This is a genomic window from Pseudomonas sp. MBLB4136 (assembly GCF_051904765.1).
GTDB lineage: Bacteria > Pseudomonadota > Gammaproteobacteria > Pseudomonadales > Pseudomonadaceae > Aquipseudomonas.
In genome coordinates this window covers 1,681,544-1,699,546 of record NZ_CP196713.1, presented here as the reverse complement: position 1 = coordinate 1,699,546, position 18,003 = coordinate 1,681,544, and the positions used below count along the sequence as shown (strand labels likewise).

The 18,003-nt window shown below is 61.8% G+C and carries 15 protein-coding genes; 3 read left to right on the top strand and 12 right to left on the bottom strand.

The window, feature by feature from the left end:
• Nucleotides 1-68: 68 nt before the first annotated feature.
• Nucleotides 69-683 (top strand): LysE family translocator, encoded by a 615-nt coding sequence (locus tag ACSX1D_RS07920; protein WP_439861719.1) that lies wholly within the window; start codon nucleotides 69-71, stop codon nucleotides 681-683.
• Nucleotides 683-1,876, top strand: a complete 1,194-nt coding sequence (locus ACSX1D_RS07915; RefSeq protein ID WP_439861718.1) for a benzoate/H(+) symporter BenE family transporter — start codon at nucleotides 683-685, stop codon at nucleotides 1,874-1,876. Before ACSX1D_RS07920 ends, ACSX1D_RS07915 begins: the two co-directional genes overlap by 1 nt.
• Before the next feature lie 48 nt (nucleotides 1,877-1,924).
• Here ACSX1D_RS07915 and ACSX1D_RS07910 read toward each other — a convergent pair whose 3' ends face one another.
• The 10 genes from ACSX1D_RS07910 to ACSX1D_RS07865 all read right to left on the bottom strand — a co-directional run bounded on the left by ACSX1D_RS07910 (nucleotide 1,925) and on the right by ACSX1D_RS07865 (nucleotide 12,694).
• On the bottom strand, nucleotides 1,925-2,812 hold the full coding sequence (locus ACSX1D_RS07910; RefSeq protein ID WP_439861717.1) for a bile acid:sodium symporter family protein: 888 nt from the start codon (nucleotides 2,810-2,812) through the stop codon (nucleotides 1,925-1,927).
• 153 nt (nucleotides 2,813-2,965) lie between these two features.
• Nucleotides 2,966-3,727 (bottom strand): SDR family oxidoreductase, encoded by a 762-nt coding sequence (locus ACSX1D_RS07905; RefSeq protein ID WP_439861716.1) that lies wholly within the window; start codon nucleotides 3,725-3,727, stop codon nucleotides 2,966-2,968.
• A 385-nt stretch (nucleotides 3,728-4,112) separates the two neighbouring features.
• Nucleotides 4,113-4,811, bottom strand: coding sequence for an aspartate/glutamate racemase family protein (locus ACSX1D_RS07900; protein WP_439861715.1), 699 nt, complete (start codon nucleotides 4,809-4,811; stop codon nucleotides 4,113-4,115).
• A gap of 136 nt (nucleotides 4,812-4,947) precedes the next feature.
• On the bottom strand, nucleotides 4,948-6,228 hold the full coding sequence (locus ACSX1D_RS07895; RefSeq protein WP_439861714.1) for a TRAP transporter large permease: 1,281 nt from the start codon (nucleotides 6,226-6,228) through the stop codon (nucleotides 4,948-4,950).
• A 38-nt stretch (nucleotides 6,229-6,266) separates the two neighbouring features.
• Complete coding sequence (locus ACSX1D_RS07890) at nucleotides 6,267-6,848, bottom strand: TRAP transporter small permease (protein ID WP_439861713.1); 582 nt, start codon at nucleotides 6,846-6,848, stop codon at nucleotides 6,267-6,269.
• 103 nt (nucleotides 6,849-6,951) lie between these two features.
• Nucleotides 6,952-7,938, bottom strand: a complete 987-nt coding sequence (locus ACSX1D_RS07885) for a TRAP transporter substrate-binding protein (protein WP_439861712.1) — start codon at nucleotides 7,936-7,938, stop codon at nucleotides 6,952-6,954.
• Nucleotides 7,939-8,047: 109 nt separating this feature from the next.
• Entirely contained in the window at nucleotides 8,048-9,241 is a 1,194-nt protein-coding gene (locus ACSX1D_RS07880; RefSeq protein ID WP_439861711.1) for a DegT/DnrJ/EryC1/StrS family aminotransferase, read from the bottom strand.
• A gap of 45 nt (nucleotides 9,242-9,286) precedes the next feature.
• Nucleotides 9,287-10,600 carry a histidinol dehydrogenase gene (gene hisD, locus ACSX1D_RS07875; protein ID WP_439861710.1) on the bottom strand — a complete coding sequence of 438 codons (1,314 nt, stop codon included), beginning with the start codon at nucleotides 10,598-10,600 and terminating at the stop codon, nucleotides 9,287-9,289.
• A 38-nt stretch (nucleotides 10,601-10,638) separates the two neighbouring features.
• Entirely contained in the window at nucleotides 10,639-11,661 is a 1,023-nt protein-coding gene (locus tag ACSX1D_RS07870; RefSeq protein ID WP_439861709.1) for a YeiH family protein, read from the bottom strand.
• A gap of 22 nt (nucleotides 11,662-11,683) precedes the next feature.
• On the bottom strand, nucleotides 11,684-12,694 hold the full coding sequence (locus ACSX1D_RS07865) for a D-cysteine desulfhydrase (RefSeq protein ID WP_439861708.1): 1,011 nt from the start codon (nucleotides 12,692-12,694) through the stop codon (nucleotides 11,684-11,686).
• A 140-nt stretch (nucleotides 12,695-12,834) separates the two neighbouring features.
• On the opposite strand from ACSX1D_RS07865, the gene ACSX1D_RS07860 reads away from it, so the two are divergent.
• A complete protein-coding gene (locus ACSX1D_RS07860; protein WP_439861707.1) occupies nucleotides 12,835-13,740 on the top strand; it encodes a LysR substrate-binding domain-containing protein in 906 nt (301 codons plus the stop codon).
• A gap of 122 nt (nucleotides 13,741-13,862) precedes the next feature.
• Here ACSX1D_RS07860 and ACSX1D_RS07855 read toward each other — a convergent pair whose 3' ends face one another.
• Together ACSX1D_RS07855 and ACSX1D_RS07850 are read right to left on the bottom strand one after the other, a co-directional pair.
• Nucleotides 13,863-16,922, bottom strand: coding sequence for an efflux RND transporter permease subunit (locus ACSX1D_RS07855; protein ID WP_439861706.1), 3,060 nt, complete (start codon nucleotides 16,920-16,922; stop codon nucleotides 13,863-13,865).
• Nucleotides 16,919-17,950 carry an efflux RND transporter periplasmic adaptor subunit gene (locus ACSX1D_RS07850; RefSeq protein ID WP_439861705.1) on the bottom strand — a complete coding sequence of 344 codons (1,032 nt, stop codon included), beginning with the start codon at nucleotides 17,948-17,950 and terminating at the stop codon, nucleotides 16,919-16,921. Before ACSX1D_RS07850 ends, ACSX1D_RS07855 begins: the two co-directional genes overlap by 4 nt.
• Nucleotides 17,951-18,003 lie beyond the last annotated feature (53 nt).

The window sequence follows — 18,003 nt, the reverse complement described above, 5'->3', positions numbered from 1 at the left end:
GCTTGCTGTACCGCGACGCCCTGGGTGGCGAGGCATAGGCTTGCAGTCATTGCCCACGAGTACCCGCCATGACCGCCGAACTGCTGCTCGCCTTCGTCCTCTTCGCCTTCGTCACCTCGATTACCCCCGGGCCGAACAACATGATGTTGCTCGCCTCCGGGGTGAACTTCGGCCTGCGCCGCAGCGTGCCGCACATGCTCGGCATCAGCCTGGGCTTCATGGTCCTGGTGCTGGCGGTCGGCCTGGGCCTGGGCCAGCTGTTCGAGCAGCTGCCGGCGCTGTACGGAATTCTGCGCTATGCCGGTGCGGCCTACCTGCTGTACCTGGCCTGGAAAATCGCCCAGGCCGGCGCGCCAGACAGCACAGGAGTTCGCAGCGCCAAGCCGTTCAGCTTCCTCCAGGCGGCGGCCTTCCAGTGGGTCAACCCCAAGGCCTGGGTGATGGCCATCGGCGCCATCACCACCTACACCCCGCAGGAGGACTTCCTGGTCAACGTGGTGCTGATCGCCGCCCTGTTCGCCCTGGTCAACTGCCCCAGCGTCGGCCTGTGGACTGTGACCGGCAGCCTGCTGCGCAACTGGCTGAACGACCCGCGCGTGCTCCGCCGCTTCAATATCGGCATGGCCCTGCTGCTGGTCGCCTCGCTCTACCCTATCCTGCTCGACGCCAAGGGAGCCCTGTGATGAGCGAAGCAACCCAGGCGCGCCTGCGCCCGCTGGCCGACAGCTCGACCTCGGCGGTGGTCGCCGGCTTCATCGCCATGCTCACCGGCTACACCAGTTCCCTGGTGCTGATGTTCCAGGCCGGCCAGGCCGCCGGGCTGTCCGACGGGCAGATTTCCTCGTGGATCTGGGCCCTGTCGGTGGGCATGGGCCTGTGCTGCATCGGCCTGTCGCTGCGCTACCGCGCGCCGGTGATGATCGCCTGGTCGACCCCCGGCGCCGCCTTGCTGATCAGCAGCCTGCCGGGAGTAGCCTACGGCGAGGCGATCGGCGCCTATATCCTCGCCTCGGGATTGATCGTACTGATCGGCCTGACCGGCAGTTTCGATCGCATCATGCGCCGCATTCCCGCCTCCATCGCCGCCGCCCTGCTGGCCGGGGTGCTGTTCAAGATCGGCCTGGAAATCAGCGGCGCCGCCGAGCAGCAGCCCATCCTGGTAATCGCCATGCTGCTGGCCTACCTGATGGGCAAGCGCCTGCTGCCGCGCTACGCGGTGCTGGCCGCGCTGCTGGTCGGCTGCGCGCTAGCCAGCTGGTCCGGCCTGCTGGATTTTTCCGACTTCGAACTGCAGGTGGCCACGCCCGAATGGACCACCCCCGCCTTTTCCTGGGAGGCGGCCATCAGCATCGGCATCCCGCTGTTCATCGTCGCCATGGCCTCGCAGAACCTGCCCGGCATGGCCGTGCTGCGGGCCAACGGCTACCACCAGGTGCCGGCCTCCTCGCTGCTGAACGTCACCGGCCTGGCCTCGATCCTGCTGGCGCCGTTCGGCTCCCACGGCATCCACCTGGCGGCCCTCAGCGCGGCCATCTGCGCCGGCCCGGAGGCCCACGAGGATCCGGCCAAGCGCTACACCGCGGCAGTCTGGTGCGGGGTGTTCTACGTCATCGCCGGGATCTTCGGCGCTACCCTGGCGGCGCTGTTCGCCGCGCTGCCCAAGGCGCTGATCCTGTCGGTCGCCGCCCTGGCACTGTTCGCCTCGATCATCGGCGGCCTGACCCAGGCCATGAGCGAACCCAAGGAGCGCGAAGCGGCGCTGATCACCTTCCTGGTCACCGCCTCGGGCATGACCCTACTGTCCATCGGCTCGGCCTTCTGGGGCATAGTCGCCGGCCTGCTATGCCTGTTCATCCTCAACTGGCGCAAGGCCTGAGCGACAAAAAAGAAGGCGCCTCCCGGCGCCTTTTTCCTGCGTGTCCGCTCAGGCGGCTTCGGCCGTCAGTTCCCGGCCATGGACCCGGTTGACCCACCAACCGAACAGCGCCGCAGTGAAGAACATGATGATGCTGTAGATCGCCGCCGGCATGGCCATGGTCGAATTGTTCAGCAGCACCGGGCTCAGGGCCAGGGCGATGGCCAGGGTGCCGTTGTGGATGCCGATCTCCATGCCGATGGCGATGGCCTGGGGCAGGCTCAGCTTGAACAGGCGCGGCACCCAGTAGCCGACCGACAGGCTGACCAGGTTGAAGGCCAGCGCCGCACCGCCCACCAGTGGCGCATAGTCGACGAAGGTCTGCCAATCCTTGACCAGGGCCAGGAGGATGATCAGCAGCAGGAACAACGCCGAGGCGATCTTCACCGGTTTCTGCATGCGTTCGGCAAAACCGGCGAAGCGACTGCGCAGCCACATGCCGATGGCCACCGGGCCGAGGACGATGACGAACACCTGCAGCACCTTGCCGAACTGCAAGGGAATGGCCTGGTCGGCGGCCATGAAGTGCAGCAGCGCCAGATTGACGATCAGCGGCATGGTCAGGATGGCGATCACCGAGTTGACCGCGGTCAGGGTGATGTTCAGCGCCACATCGCCGTGGGCCAGGTGGCTGTAGAGGTTCGCCGTGGTGCCACCGGGCGAGGCGGCCAGCAGCATCAGGCCCACCGCCAGCGCCGGCGCCAGGCCGAAGAGCTTGGTCAGGCCGAAGCACAGCAGCGGCAGCACCAGCAGCTGGCAGCCCAGGCCGATCAGCACCGGCTTGGGAAATTTCACCACCCGGGCGAAATCGGCGACGCTCAGCGACAGGCCCAGGCCGAGCATGATGATGCCCAGTGCAACGGGCAGGAACAGCGTCAGTAAGGGGTCTGCAGTCATGGGTACTCTTCCTGGAGTGGAAACTCGATGGGCGATTCTGGCCAGACAGCGCCGTATAGCGCAGTGACTTTACCGGCCAAAGCAGCGGCCAGCTATCGCAACGAGGGAAAAGGCGCCGGCTCCGACGCCTTTAGCGACCCAGGCAGGCCGGACTCAGATCGCCGTGGCACCGCCATCCACCGCCAGCGCCTGGCCGGTGGTGAAGGCCGCATGGTCGCTGCACAGGTAGAGCACCGCACTGGCCACCTCCTCGACCCGGCCGATACGCCCGACCGGATGCATGGCGGCGGCGAACTCGCCCTTCTTCGGATCGGCCTCATAGGCACGGCGGAACATGTCGGTATCGATCACCGCCGGACACACCGCGTTGACCCGGATGTTCTTGCGCGCGTACTCGATCGCCGCCGACTTGCTCAGGCCGATCACCGCATGCTTGGACGCCGAGTAGATGCTCATCTTCGGCGCCGCGCCGAGGCCGGCGACCGAGGCGGTGTTGACGATGGCCCCGCCGCCCTGAGCCAGCAGCAGCGGGATCTGGTGCTTCATACACAGCCACACGCCCTTGACGTTGACCCCCATGATGGCGTCGAACTCGGCTTCGCTGCCATCGGCCAGCTTGCCCTTCTCGATCTCGATGCCCGCGTTGTTGAAGGCGTAGTCCAGGCTCCCGTAGGTCTCCAGGGTGAAGGCCATCAGCGCCTGCACCTCGGCGTCGCGGGTCACGTCGCAGCGGCTGAAGCTGGCGTCGCCGCCCGCCGCGCGGATCAGCTCGACGGTGCCCTCGCCGCCCACCACATCGACGTCGGAAACCACCACCTTGAGGCCCTCGCTGGCGAATGCCAGGGCGGTGGCGCGACCGATGCCGGCGGCGCCGCCGGTGACCAGGGCAACCTGGCCGGAAAAGCTCAAGCTCATCTGTGTGTCCTCGCAAGACGGAAAAGTCAGGCTCGAGTCTAGTCAGCCTCGAGGCGAACACGGCAGCACTATCAGAACAGCGGTTATTGCCCTATCTGGCTTACTGATAAGACACCAGACAAACCATCAGCAAGATCAATCGACGGAGAACGCTACAAGTAGCAGTCGCTGCCAGGGACGCACAAGGAGAAGGGCATGAAGTGGTGCGCAACAGATTTTCAGGCGACCGCCGGGGCCGCCAGAGCATCGCTGCTTAGCGCGACCGGCGCTTTGAAGTGACACCCTCCAATGCCGCTATCGCGCATCAGCAGCTAAGCCTTGTTGTACGATGCAGGACTGATTGCCACTAGTTGCTCGACGCTCAACTGCACCTCCACAACAACATTCAGGGCTTCGCCAGCCTCACAATTTCTGAAGCCAATATATCTGCCGCGTCATACACCGGCATGCTTGACCTGAGTTTTTCATTGATCACTGAAAGCTCGGTACATGCGACCACAAGACACTGCGCCCCTTGCACTTCAAGCCGCCTCGCGGCCGCATTGTATTCTTCGATCTGGGCATCGGAACAACGGCGAGCCTTGACATCCCGTATCAACTGCATGATCGACGCTTGGCTGTCGGCATCCGGATAGACAATTTCAATATTCAGCGCGCCGAACCAGGGCTCATAAAGTTCGATCATTCGTAATGCGCTGGAAGCCAGTAAGCCAACCTTACGTATGCCCGGCTGCCGGCGCTGAACCGTCTGCGCGGTCAACTCGATCAAATTGATGATCGGAACTGAGACCTCGGCAGCCACTTCGGAGTAGTAGTGGTGCGCGGTATTACAAGGTATGACCAGAAAATCAGCCCCTTGCCCCTGCAGGCTCTTGGCCATTTGAGCCATGCACGGTGCAGGACTTTCCCCCGTACCCTCAATCAACGCCTTTATCCGCGACGGTATTTTTGGATTGTTGTCGATGAGCATGCGGATATGGTCTGCATCGTCCTCAACAGGCGTTGCCTCAATGACTCGCCGCATTAAGTCTACTGTAGCCTCCGGCCCCATCCCGCCAATGATCCCAACTATCTTTTCGCGCATTTTTGCCTCTCGAACAGAAAAAATCGACCGATACTTCCTACGGCATCCTGTCTCATGCCGACTGAGACAGGACCGACAATCAATCAGCGTACAAGCCGCTTGCCTATTGTGGGTGAATGTCGCATAGCCACTGCCGTCAGTACCCTAATAGCTCTGGAATCCAGAGTGATATTTCAGGGACGAATGCAATCAGCAGAACGATGAGAATTTCAATCGCCACAAAGGGCAGAGCCTTTACCGATATCTCCTCGATCGAGACCTTCGCAATACTTGAGCCTATAAACATGTTCTCGCCGAGCGGAGGCGTTGAGAAGCCGATCTCACAACAACAAACCAGCACAATGCCGAAATGAATAGGGTCCACCCCGAGACTGACCATCACCGGTAACAACACAGGCGTCACGATCATGATCGTTGCCAGCGTTTCCATAAACATGCCGACGAAGATGAGAAAGATGATGACGATGATCCAGATCAAGACCAAGCTACCCGTCACGTCAAGCAGTGACTGCGCGATCATCCCCGGGATGTCATTTTCAACCAGAATCCGCCCGAACGCCGTTGCGGCGAACATGATGATCAGCACGCGACCCGTCAGCCAGGTCGTGGAGTTGAGCGACTCCTTGAGTCCTTTCCAACTCAATTCCTTGTGAATGAAGATGCCGACAAAAAGCGTATAGAACACGGACACCACTGCAGCTTCGGTTGGGGTAAACAGACCGGAGTAGATACCGCCCAGAATCACTACCGGTGCCATGATCGCCCAAATGCCATCCTTGCAAGCCTTGCCCAAAGTGCCAGGGGCGTGCTTTTCACCTGAGGCATAGCCCTTTTGCTTGCTGATCAGGTAATTTCCGATCATCAGCCCCATGGCGAGTAGAACGCCCGGCAGAATGCCGGCCAGGAACAGTTTGGTAATGGACTCACTGGCGGTAACGCCGTAGATAACCATTGGGATGCTGGGCGGAATCACCACGCCCAGACCGCCAGACGACGCGGTCAATGCGGCCGAATAGCTCTTGCTGTAGCCCCGGTCGACCATCGCCGGGATCATCAGCATTCCCACGGCCGCCGTGGTCGCCGGCCCCGAGCCTGAGATGGCGCCAAAGAACATACTGGCCAGGATCGCCGAGAAACCCAGCCCGCCCGCCATTGGCCCGGCCAGCACTTCCGCGATATGCACCAAGCGCCGCGAGATCCCTGCGCACTGCATCAATGCTCCCGACAAAATGAAGGCCGGCAAGGCCATGATCGGGAACGAGTCGACCGCGTTCCAGGCTATTTGCACCAGGGAGACAAAGTCATCACCCGCGGCCAGGTACACGGTGAGCGCCGAGGCGCCCAGCGCAACCACAATAGGTGCGCCAATCAACAGCAAAAAACCAAACATTCCAAAAAGTATAAGGGGCGCCGCCATGATTTTTGTTCTCCTGTATGCCCGCAAAGAATAAACACTCAGCGCGTTTGAGAAGCCTTGCTCGACTCCTGGAGGTGCAATTCTTTCTTTTCTAGCACCTCAGCTTCCAGCGCCTCCAAGTCCGGTTCGTCGACATCGTGAAATTTAACGCCCATAACTATCTTCAGGTAATTTACCTGAACAATGCGGATTGATGTCAGCGTAAAGGAAATTGGAAATATCAAATACAGGTAGGCCATCGACCAGTCCAGCGCCGGCGAGTGATAGGTAAACTCCATCATCGACTCGATCACCTCGATGCTTTTGATGGTCATCAGTGTGTTGAATGCAATCCAAAACAGGTCCGCGAACAGTTCAACGCCATTGCGCAATTTTTCGGGCATCATCCTGAGATGAAAGGTCACACGATTGTGCGCCGCCACCCGGGCCGCATAGGAAGCCCCCAAGAAAACAAACCAGACAAAGGCAAAGCGTGACAGCTCTTCGCTCCACGGAATACCGTAGTTAAAACCGACCCGCAACACCACTTGGGCAAACAAAAGAACGACAAAGCCGCATAAGAGAAGTTGGCAGATATAGTTCTCGGCATGATCCAGCAGGTTAATTATTTTCTTAAACATTTGATCACTCCCCTCACTAACTGCCAGACCGGGGTATTACGACCTGCAGTATTATCCCGAGCATTGCCACCTGCCAGCAACCGGCAGGTGGCAACACCAAGTCTTACTTCAGTTGCTCCAGCACATGATCAAAGTTCTCTTTGCCGCCAATCGATTCGTAAAACTGCGGCCAGACCTTCTCCTTGGCAATTGCAATCCACTTGTCTTCGTCCTCCAGCGTGGAGACCTGGATGCCATTAGCAATCATGTTTCCCTTGGCTTTGCCGGACTCGGAAATTTGAAACATTAACGCATGCTGCTGAGCTTCCAGTCCGGCACGCATCACAATAGTGCGCTGCTCATCGCTCAGTTTCTTCAGGGTACCGTTGCCAATGATCAGCGGCTGCAACGAATACATGTAATGCACTTCGGTGAGATAGTCCTGCACCTCATAGAACTTCATCGTGTTGTTGACGATGTAGGGGTTGTCCTGACCGTCCACCACCTTTTGTTGCAGGGCGGTAAAGGTTTCATTCCACGACATGGCAATCGGGTTTGCGCCCCATGCTTCCCAGGAGGCGAGCATGATGGGGTTCTGTGGAACTCGAACCTTCATGCCGTTGACATCAGCCAGGCTCTTGACCGGGCGTTTTGAATTGGTCAGGAAACGGAAGTTCGAGTAGGTCCAACCCAGGATGTTGACGCCGACCTGCTTCTGCGCCAGCGTGTTCCAACGGTCGCCCAGCTCACCGGTGGTCATGGCCACCGCATCCGAGTGACTCTGCATCACATAGGGCATGGTCAACACGCCCAGCTCCTTGGAGAACGGCGTGACGTTACCGATACCCACCAGGGCCATATCCAATGATCCGAGGCGTGCGTTCTGAACCATTTCGGTTTCCGAACCCAGAGAACCGTTCGGATACAGCGTGACCTTGAGTTCGCCTTTGGAATAGTACTCGACCAGATCCTTGAAACGGCTGGCCAGCGCCCCTTGATCCGAATCCAGAGGGTCGCCCATACCCAGCTTGAAGGTCTTGGCTTGTGCCAGGGCTGGCACCGACGCCGCGATAATCGCTGCGGATATAGCAAACGCGTGGGTCAGTTTCATTAGACGGTTCATTGTTATTCTCTCGCTTTGTTGAAAGTTGAGTCTTTCGGGCCACCCATCAAGGCTGGCGGCCCACGCGCGTGTTTACCGTTGCCGGATAAACTGCTGCTTAGCCTTGTATTGAATCCAGTGCCTGCGCGATGACGGCCACTATCGTCTTGCAATCCTCGACGTCGAACGTCAGCGGCAGACGCATATCGCACATGGTTTCCAGGACCTTTACGGTCTTGGGCAATGGCTGTGTACAGTCAAAGTACTGCCAACTGTCAAAGCGGCTGGTATAGCCTTTGGGGTCGGCATCACCGAACCACTTGATGTTGACGCCATTCTCTTCGCAGCGCTGGATGAAGCCGCACACCGCTTCCGCACTGAGCTGCGGCAGGGAGAACTGGATCGAACTGCCGACGAAGTACTCAGGTTCGGCGCGGTGCGGTACGCGGATTCCGTGGATCTTGCGCAGGCCCTCCTCCACCACCCGATACAACTCGTTCCAGCGTCCGCACTGCGCATCGAGGTTGCGCAGCTGTGGTCGCAGAATCGCCGCGCGCAGATTGTCCATGCGCCCGCTGTAGTTGGGAGTCTCGAAGCGAATCCGCTCAAAGGTTTCACGACCCGGGGCTGCCGGATGACGGCCGTACAGCATGTAGGAGCCGGAGAGCATGATCGCCCTGGCCATCAACTCGTCGTCATCGGTGATCAGCAGGCCGCCCTCGCCGGAGTTGATGTGTTTGTAGGTCTGGGTGCTGAAGCAACCAACCCTGCCGAAGGTGCCACTCTTACGACCGTTCCAGGTTGCGCCCATGGTGTGGGCGCAGTCCTCGATCACGCAGATGCCATGACGCTCACAGATGTCCATCAGCCGATCCATATCCACCAGATGGCCGCGCATGTGAGAGAGCATCAGATAGTGAACATCGTCAGGCGCTGCCTTGGCTTCGAGGTCGACCAGATCTATGGTGAAATCTTCGCTGGTTTCGACCAGCACCGGGACTGCGCCGGCGTTATGGATGGCACCGGGAACCGGGGCCAGGGTGAAGGCATTACACAGCACCTTATCGCCGGCCTTGACCCCGACCGCGCGCATTGCGATGTGCAGGGCATAGCCACCAGAGGCGCAGGCGAGGCAGTATTTACTTCCGGTGTATGCGGCGAACTCCCGCTCGAGCAGTTCCGTTTCGGTGTACTCATCGCCCACTGCGTTATAGCGGTGCAGGCGCCCACTGCGCATCACTTCCAGCGCATGCTCAATTCCCTCTTCAGGAATCGGCTCCTGCTGGGTAAACGATTTGGTAAATCTAGTCATTACACTTCTCCACAACAGGCGTAATGCAGCTGGCAGCGGAAATGGTTAGTCGTAGCGCTGTTGATCGAATACTTCGAAATCCCACTGGGCATTCGGATAGAACTTGCGCAGACGCCAGTCGCACGCACGGGCGTGACCCTCCATACCTTCGATACGCGAGATACGCGAACCGGCGGCACTGAATACCAGATTGGCTTCTTCGCTGAGTTCTTGGTAGGTGAGTACCTTCATGAACTTCTGCACATTCAGGCCGCCGCTGTAACGTGCAGCCTTCTTGGTCGGCAAGATGTGGTTGGTGCCGGAGCATTTGTCGCCGTGGGTTACGGTGCTGCCTTCGCCCAGAAACAACGACCCGTAGTTTTTCAGGTGGGCTTTCCACCACTCCAGGTCCGCGGTCATTACCTGCAGGTGCTCACAGGCATACTCATCGCTGATCTGCACCACTTCTTCGCGACTCTCGCAAAGAATCACGACACCATGGTCGCGCCACGCCGCCTCGCAGACGTCAGCGTTGGGCATATCGGCGATGACCTTAGGCATGATTTCGAGCACTTTTTCCCCGAGCTCGCGGCTGTCAGTGAACAGCCATACCGGCGAGTTGGTACCATGCTCGGCCTGTGACACCAGGTCGACGGCGATGGTCATTGGATCGGCGGTCTTGTCGGCAATGATCGCGGACTCGGTGGGGCCGGCAAACACATCGATCCCAACCTCACCAAACAGCATGCGCTTGGCTTCGGCAACATAGGCGTTGCCCGGACCCACCAAGATGTCCGCAGGCCGGCCGGTAAACAGGCCAAAGGCCATCGAAGCGACAGCGTGCACGCCTCCCATCTCCAGGATCACGTCGGCGCCGGCCACATGCATGGCATAGGCTACGGCCGGGTTGATGCTGTCACCACGCGGAGGCGAACAGGCGACGATAAAGGGCACGCCCGCAGCCTTGGCCGTGGCCACACTCATCAGCGCAGAAGCGGCATGGGCATAGCGGCCGCCTGGAACATAACAGCCGGCAACTTGAACCGGGAGCACTTGCTGGCCCAGGCGCACACCTTCTTCAGTTTCAATTTCGAAGGATTTCAGGCTGTCACGCTGCGCTTCGGCAAAACGCCTGACCTGACGATGGGCAAAGTCGATATCGTCTTTGACTTGCTGCGGCACCTGGGCGATCAAGGCCTGCTTTTTATCTTCAGTAAGAACAAAGTCACCCTGCCAACTATCGAATTGTTTGGCGTACTCGCGGACTGCCGACTCGCCATTGCGCTTGATCTTCGTCAGCATGTCCTTGACAGCCGCCTGGATACGCTCGTCTTCTAGGGCTACTTCAGCTTCTGCAGCCGCGCGCTTGAGATACTCCATCAGATCCACCTCAACTCAGTATTGGTTAATTGTTCTACTCAACTTATCGCGATAAAGCTCAATATCAGTACAACGATAAAAATGGTTTCGCTGACCACCAGCAGTACGGGTTTCAGACCGACTGTCATGATCTCTTTCAGCGAGGTCCGCACCCCCAACGCGGCAATGGCGGTCAACAGCAACCAAGAGGCACTATCGGCCATTGGCTGCACGATCACTTGCGGAATCCACCCCAGACTGTTCAGAGTGAACAGCGCGACGAAGCCGATCAGGAAACCGGGAACGGAGACCCCGGCGCCGCCGATCTCGCCGCGGCTGGCCATCGAGCGGCGAATGAAGACCCCGATCACCAGCACGATCGGTACCAACATGGCCACGCGCAGCAACTTGACGAAAGTGCTCAGGTCGCCGACGTCGCTCGATACGCTGTAGCCGGCGCCCACCACTTGGGCGACATCGTGAATGGTGCTGCCAAGGAACAGCCCGGTTTCGGCCGCGGTCAGGCCCAAGTGATGGCTAATCATGGGGTACAGCACCATCGCCAGCGTACTGAGCGTGGTGACGCTGATGACCGTGAACAGCGTGTCCTTCTTGGTTTGCTCGTTCTGCGGCATGACGCTGCTGATGGCCATCGCCGCCGAGGCGCCGCAGATGGCCACCGAGCCGCCGGTAAGCGTGCCAAAACGGTTGCTGAAACCCAGCACTCGCGCCATGACGATGCCGAAGCCGATGGTCAACAGCACCGCCGAACACACCATCAGCAACGGCGGCCATCCCAGAGTCAGTACATCGGAGAAGGTGATGCGCAGCCCGAGCATGGCCACCCCCAGGCGCAGCAGCTGCTTGGCTGCCAGCTCGATGCCTGGAGTGACCCTGGGTTCCTCGCTGAGAAAGTTGAAGGCCAGTCCCAGCAGCAATCCCATCAGCATCGCCGGAGCGCCGTAACGCTGCGAGAGAAAGGTCGCCGCGATGCCGATCGTCACGGCGACACAGAGTCCCGGAAAGAAACGCTGCTTGAATTCGCCGAGGCGATCGACGTAGCTCACGGCCAGTCCTTTCATGCTGTTCACTCCCGCTCCGGACTCAGTCGTACTGCGGCAGGTCGAAGGCTTCGCGGTAGCCGAACAGCGCCTGGCTGCCACCGGTGTGCAGGAACACCACGTTTTCGCCCTTTTTGAAGTGGCCCTTGCGGATCAGGTCGATGAGGCCGGCGGCGCCTTTGCCCGAATAGACCGGATCGAGGAGGATGCCTTCATGGCGGGCAAACATCTCGATCGCCTCGATCGTGCTGGCCGCCGGAATCCCGTAGCCTTCGCCGACGTAATCGCAATTGGCGACCACGTCCTCGCGCTTGACAGCACCAGGAATACCAAGCTTCTCGGCGGTCCGTTCAGCCAGACGAAACACGTTGGTCTCTTGCTGTTCACGGGGCACACGCACGCCAATACCAAGTACGGGAATCAGGCTGTTGCTACCGCTGAAACCGGTGACCAGACCTGCCTGGGTGCCGGCGGAGCCGGTGCCGTGCACGACGCTGTCGATACGCAGACCAGTAGAGTTGGCCTGGTTGAGCATCTCCAGCGCACAGTTGACGTAGCCCAGGGCACCAATTTCGTTGGAGCCGCCGCCTGGAACGATGTAGGGCTTCTTGCCCTCAGCACGAAGCGCTGCGGCGAGTTCTTCCATGGCGGCATTCATGTCAGTGCCTGCAGGGAACTTGCGCAGCGGCGCCTCGAACAGCTGGTCCAGCAACACATTGCCGTTGTAGTTGTAATCCACCGCCTTGGAGCCGGTCCGATCTTCGAGCAGGATGTGGCATGCCATGCCCAGCTTGGTCGCAATGGCCGCAGTCTGGCGGGCGTGATTGGACTGGGTAGCACCCTGGGTGATGATGGTATCGGCACCGCGCTCGACGGCGTCAGCCATCAGGAACTCCAGCTTGCGGGTCTTGTTGCCGCCGCCAGCCAGACCGGTGCAGTCATCACGCTTGATCCAGATGTTCGGGCCACCGAGGGCTTTGGACAGCTTCTCCAGCGGCTCGAGAGGGGTCGGCAGGTGGGCGAAATGAAGGCGAGGAAAACGGGAAAGATGCATGGTGTCGCTCCTTTACAGGGTGCTGTCGTTGACGTCGTCAGACAATATGCAAGCCCCCCGGCAGCGACCAATGCTGTATTCTCAGGCACCGGTTACTTTTCGGCATACCCCTTTCCCCATGGGCCTTTCAAGGTGCTTATATGGAATTGAAGTGGCTTAAGGACTTTGTTGCGCTGGCCGAATACGGCAGCTTTTCCAAGGCGGCCGACGCGCGCTACGTGACCCAGCCTGCGTTTAGCCGACGAATTCGCGCGCTGGAGAACTGGCTCGGCGTGAGCCTGGTTGACCGCGGTCAGTACCCCATGGCGTTGACCCAGGTCGGCCAGGAGTTCGTCGACGAAGCAAAACACCTGATCAGCGAAATCTATGGGAATAGAGATCAGCTGCGCCTGCACAACCAGCAGCGCGAGAGCCTGCATTTTTTTGCCCAGCACACCTTGGCCGTTTCTTTCTTCCCCAAATGGATCCAGAACGTCGAGTCGTTGGTTGGCGACAATCTGGTTCGCATTCAAGCGGGCAATTTGCTGGATGCGGTTGAGAGTTTTCTTTCAGGCAGCGGAGACTTTCTCCTGTGTTTCGCCTGCCCTATCGCGCAACTGGAACGGGACGATATCGACTGCATTCAGGTCGGCAGCGACCAGCTCGTTCTGGTGTCTGCCGCGGATCGAGCAGGGCAGCCCCTGCATCCACTGCAGTTCGAGCAGCCGCTGAAGCTATTGACCTATCCGGACGACTCGTTCATGGGGCAACTGATCAAGCGCGAATGTCTGCCGCGGACGCCATCTGGCCTAAGCTTTCGGCCAATCTTCGAGAGTGCCCTGGCCGAAGGCTTGAAGGCCCTGGTCATGCAGGGGTATGGCGTCGCCTGGCTGCCGGCCAGCCTGGTGCAACACGAGCTCGAAGGCGGACAGTTGATCGCCCTTCCCGCCCCAGCGGAGGGCCTGTCACTGAAGATACTGCTGTACCGCTATCAGACCCCGCGGACACCGGAAGCAGCAGGCTTCTGGAAGTACATTCGCGAACTGTATAACCCTGGCTATTCATGAAACTGCCTCCGATCGGTCCGCGGCAAGCACTGCTCCCGACAAGCTGAGCTCAACACTCTCTCGCCTAAATCAGGCGGCGAAGAACCGCGTGGCCAGTGCGTAATCAGGCCAGGCGCCGACAATCAGGTTGAAACAGTTTCCCGTGGCAGCGGCCGCCAGCGCCGCAGCTGCAGGTACAGGGTGGGAATCACCAGCAGGGTGAAGAAGGTGCCGAGCAGCAGCCCGCCGACTATCACCAGGCCGATCTGCTGGCGGCTCTCGGCGCCAGCGCCGTCGGCCAGGGCCAGGGGCAGCGAGCCGAGGACCATCGCCCCGGTGGTCATCAGGATCGGCCGCAGGCGCTGCTGCGCCGCATGCAGCACCGCCTCGCGCAGCACCTCGCCGCGGCGCAGCAACTGGTTGGCGAACTCGACGATGAGGATGCCGTGCTTGGTGATCAGGCCGATCAGAGTCACCAGGCCGACCTGGGAGTAGATGTTCAGGGTGCCGCCGAACAGGTACAGGGCCAGCAGGGCGCCGGCCATCGACAGCGGCACGCTGAACAGGATGATCAGCGGGTCGATGAAGCTCTCGAACTGCGCCGCCAGCACCAGGTAGATGAACGCCAGGGCCAGGGCGAAGATCAACCCGATGCCGGCGCTGGCCTCCTTGAATTCGCGCGAGGTGCCGGCGTAGTCGAACAGGGTGCCGTCCGGGAACAGCTCGCGGGCCTCGCCCTCCAGGTGTTCGAGGGCCTCGCCGAGGGTATGCCCGGCACCGACGTTGGCGCTCAGGGTCACCGCGCGCAGCTGGTTGAAGTGATTGAGCTCGCGCGGCGCCACGCTCTCGCGCACCTCGATCAGGTTGGACAGCTGCACCATGCCGCCGTCGCGCCCGCGCACGTAGACGCGGTCGAGGTCGGCGGGATTGCTGCGGTCGACATCGGCCAGTTGCACCAGCACCTCGTACTGCTCGCCGAGGCGCTGGAAGCGGGTCACCTGGCGGCTGCCGAACAGGCTCTCCAGGCTGCGGCCGATGGTCGCCACGTCGCTGCCCACCGCCACCACCTGCTCGCGGTTGACCGACACCTTGAGCTGCGGCGTGTTGAGCTTGAGGTCGCTGTCCAGGCTCTCCAGCCCCGGGTAGTCGCGCACCCGCTCCAGCAGCGCCTCGACGTAGCCCTCCAGCTCGGCGAACTCCAGGGACGAGCGGATCACCAGGTTGACCGGCTGGCTGCGCACGCTCTGCCCCAGCGGCGGACGATTGACCGGAAAGGCGCGGATGCCGGGAATCTCCTGCAGCCTGGGCAGCAACTCCTGGCGAATGGCGAACTGGCTGCGCCGGCGCTGGTCCCAGTCCTCCAGCTTCATGAAGGAGATGCCCTGGGTCACGGTGGGAAAGCCGGTGATCACCACATGGCGATTGGTCTCGGCGATGCCGTCGTAGACCGCCTCGATCTGCCGCGCATAGCGGCTGGTGTAGTCGATGGTGGCGCCTTCCGGGGCGCTGAATACGCCGATCAGGGTGCCGGTGTCCTCGGTCGGCGCCAGCTCCGACCTGAGCCCGGCGAACAGCCAGAGGCAGGCCAGCAGCACCGCAGCGAGCAGCGCCAGGATCAGCCACCAGCGCTCCAGCGTGCGCGCCAGCAAGTGCTGGTAGCCCAGGCTCAGCCCATGCAGCCCGTCCTCGATCAGGTTGTAGGCACGGTTATGCCGTTGGTTCGGCCGGTGCGGCGGTAGCAGTCGTGCGCACATCATCGGCGACAGGCTGAGGGCGACGAAACCGGAGACCAGCACGGCGCCGGCCAGGGTCCAGGCGAACTCGGTGAACAGCTTGCCGGTGGTGCCGGGCATGAAGCCGATCGGCGCATAGACCGCGGCCAGGGTCAAGGTCATGGCGATGACCGCGAAGGCGATCTCGCGGCTGCCCTTGAAGGCCGCCTGCATCGGCGACAGCCCTCGCTCCAGGTGGCGGTGGATGTTCTCCAGCATGACGATGGCGTCGTCGACCACCAGGCCGATGGCCAGGACCATGGCCAGCAGGGTCAGGGTGTTGATGGAAAAGCCCATCAGCGCCATCAGGGCGAAGGCGCCGATCAGCGACACCGGGATGGTCACCAGCGGGATCAGGGTGGCGCGCAGCGAGCGGAGGAACAGGAAGATGATCAGGATGACCAGCGCCACCGCCTCCCAGATGGTGGTGTAGACGTTGTCGATCGACTCGCGCACGAACAGCGAGCTGTCGTGGGCCACGGCCATCTGCATGCCCTCGGGCAGCAGCGCGCGCACGTCCGCCAGCGCCGCCTGGACCCCGTCGGAGATGTCCAGCGGATTGGCCGTGGCCTGCTTGACCATGCCGATCACCACCGCCGGTTGACCGTTGAAGCGCACCACGCTGCGGGTGCTGGCCGGACCGATCTCGGCGCGACCGACGTCGGCCAGGCGCAGCAGGTAGCCGCGCGAATCGTCGAGGATCAGCTGCTCGAACGCCTCGGCGCTACGCAGGTCGGTCTCCGACAGCAGGTTGAACTCGCGCTGGCGCGACTCGATGCGCCCGGCGGGAATCTCCACGTTCTGCCGGCGCAGGGCATCCTCCACGTCCTGCACCGTCAGGCCATGGGCGGCCAGGCGCTCTGGGTCCAGCCAGATGCGCATGGCCGGGCTGCGTGCGCCACGAATCTGCACCTCGGAGACCCCGGGAATGACCTGCAGGCGATCCTTGACCAGGCGTTCGAGCAGGTCGGTGATGGCCATCGGCGAATGGCGCTCGCTGTAGAAGGCCAGGAACATCACCGGCTGCGCATCGGCCTCGACCTTCTGCACCACCGGCTCGTCGATCTCGTCCGGCAGCAGCCCACGCACCCGACCGAGGCGGTCGCGCACGTCATTGGCCGCCACGTCGGCGTCGCTGCCGAGGCGAAACCGCGCGGTGATCTGGGTGTTTTCCGTGCGGCTGACCGAGCTGACGAAGTCCAGCCCCTCGATGCCCGACAGCACATCCTCGATCGGCTGCGCCACCTGGGACTCCATGATCTGCGGGCTGGCCCCCGGATAGCCGACGCTGACGGTGACGATCGGCACGTCGATGTTCGGGTACTCGCGCACCGTCAGGCGCTGATAGCCCATCAGCCCGAGCAGCACCAGCACCAGGGACAGCACGCAGGCCAGCACCGGACGGCGGATGCACAGCTCCGGGAGGCTCACGCGCCCTCCGCGGCGGCGCGGGTGCGCACCGCCATGCCCGGCCTGACCTTGTGCCAGCCGGCGCTGATCAGGGTTTCATCGCCATTCAGCCCTTCGCGCACCTCGACGCGCCCATCCAGGCGCCGCCCGAGCCTGATCTCGCGCTGTACGACCTTGCCGTCCACCACCAGGTTGACCAGCAGCCGCTCGCCCAGGGGCATCACCGCCTCCTCCGGAATCACCAGGGCCTGCGGGCGTTCGGCGAGGATCACCGTGACCCGCACGAACTGCCCGGGCTTGAGGCGCAGCCCGGGGTTGCTCAGGCGCGCGCGGATCGCCTGGCTGCGCCCGGCCTCGTCCAGCTGCGGATTGATGGCGCTGATCGTGCCGTGGAACAGCTCGTCGGCGAAGGCATCGAGGCGGATCTCCACCGCCTGGCCGGGATGGATCTTGCCGACCGCCTTCTGCGGCACGCGAAAATCCAGTTTGAGCGGGTCGAGCACCTCCAGGTTGACGATGTCCTGGCCGGCTTCGAGGTAGTCACCGGGGCTGACCTGGCGCAGGCCGAGAACGCCATCGTAGGGCGCGCGAAGCCGGGTCTTGTGCAGGCGCGCCTGGGCCAGGGCCAGGCCGGCCCGCGCCGCCTGCTGGCGTGACTGCGCCTCGTCGCGGGCCTGGGCATTGCTGGCGCCGCGCTGGAATAGCTGCTGGAGGCGCCGAAAGCTCTTCTCCGCCAGGTCCAGATTGGCCCGGGCCAGGGCCAGTTCGGCGCGGGCGATGGCATCGTCCAGGCTGACCAGCAGGTCGCCGGCCGCCACCACCTGGCCCTCGGCAAAATGCAGGCGGGCCAGACGCCCTTCGATCTCCGGGCGGATCATCACCGACTCGTCGGAGCGCAGGCTGCCGAAGGTGACCAGTTCGTCGCGCACCAGGGTGCGCTCGGGGCGCACCACCTCGACCAGGGGGCCCTGGCCTTCGTCGGCCTGACTGAATGCGCCGACCAGCGACAGGGCGATGGCAACGGCGTAGCGACGCACATGGGCTGGCATGGCGGCCCCCTGACTCCTGAAGAGCTAAGTCTAGCCGCCCGCCTGGCGCGCCA

Bases quoted from the DNA above. Each gene is read 5' to 3' on its own strand.
- ACSX1D_RS07920 (WP_439861719.1), top strand. From the start codon at position 69: ATGACCGCCGAACTGCTGCTCGCCTTCGTCCTCTTCGCCTTCGTCACC.
- ACSX1D_RS07915 (WP_439861718.1), top strand. From the start codon at position 683: ATGAGCGAAGCAACCCAGGCGCGCCTGCGCCCGCTGGCCGACAGCTCG.
- ACSX1D_RS07910 (WP_439861717.1), bottom strand. From the start codon at position 2,812: ATGACTGCAGACCCCTTACTGACGCTGTTCCTGCCCGTTGCACTGGGC.
- ACSX1D_RS07905 (WP_439861716.1), bottom strand. From the start codon at position 3,727: ATGAGCTTGAGCTTTTCCGGCCAGGTTGCCCTGGTCACCGGCGGCGCC.
- ACSX1D_RS07900 (WP_439861715.1), bottom strand. From the start codon at position 4,811: ATGCGCGAAAAGATAGTTGGGATCATTGGCGGGATGGGGCCGGAGGCT.
- ACSX1D_RS07895 (WP_439861714.1), bottom strand. From the start codon at position 6,228: ATGGCGGCGCCCCTTATACTTTTTGGAATGTTTGGTTTTTTGCTGTTG.
- ACSX1D_RS07890 (WP_439861713.1), bottom strand. From the start codon at position 6,848: ATGTTTAAGAAAATAATTAACCTGCTGGATCATGCCGAGAACTATATC.
- ACSX1D_RS07885 (WP_439861712.1), bottom strand. From the start codon at position 7,938: ATGAAACTGACCCACGCGTTTGCTATATCCGCAGCGATTATCGCGGCG.
- ACSX1D_RS07880 (WP_439861711.1), bottom strand. From the start codon at position 9,241: ATGACTAGATTTACCAAATCGTTTACCCAGCAGGAGCCGATTCCTGAA.
- hisD (WP_439861710.1), bottom strand. From the start codon at position 10,600: ATGGAGTATCTCAAGCGCGCGGCTGCAGAAGCTGAAGTAGCCCTAGAA.
- ACSX1D_RS07870 (WP_439861709.1), bottom strand. From the start codon at position 11,661: ATGAAAGGACTGGCCGTGAGCTACGTCGATCGCCTCGGCGAATTCAAG.
- ACSX1D_RS07865 (WP_439861708.1), bottom strand. From the start codon at position 12,694: ATGCATCTTTCCCGTTTTCCTCGCCTTCATTTCGCCCACCTGCCGACC.
- ACSX1D_RS07860 (WP_439861707.1), top strand. From the start codon at position 12,835: ATGGAATTGAAGTGGCTTAAGGACTTTGTTGCGCTGGCCGAATACGGC.
- ACSX1D_RS07850 (WP_439861705.1), bottom strand. From the start codon at position 17,950: ATGCCAGCCCATGTGCGTCGCTACGCCGTTGCCATCGCCCTGTCGCTG.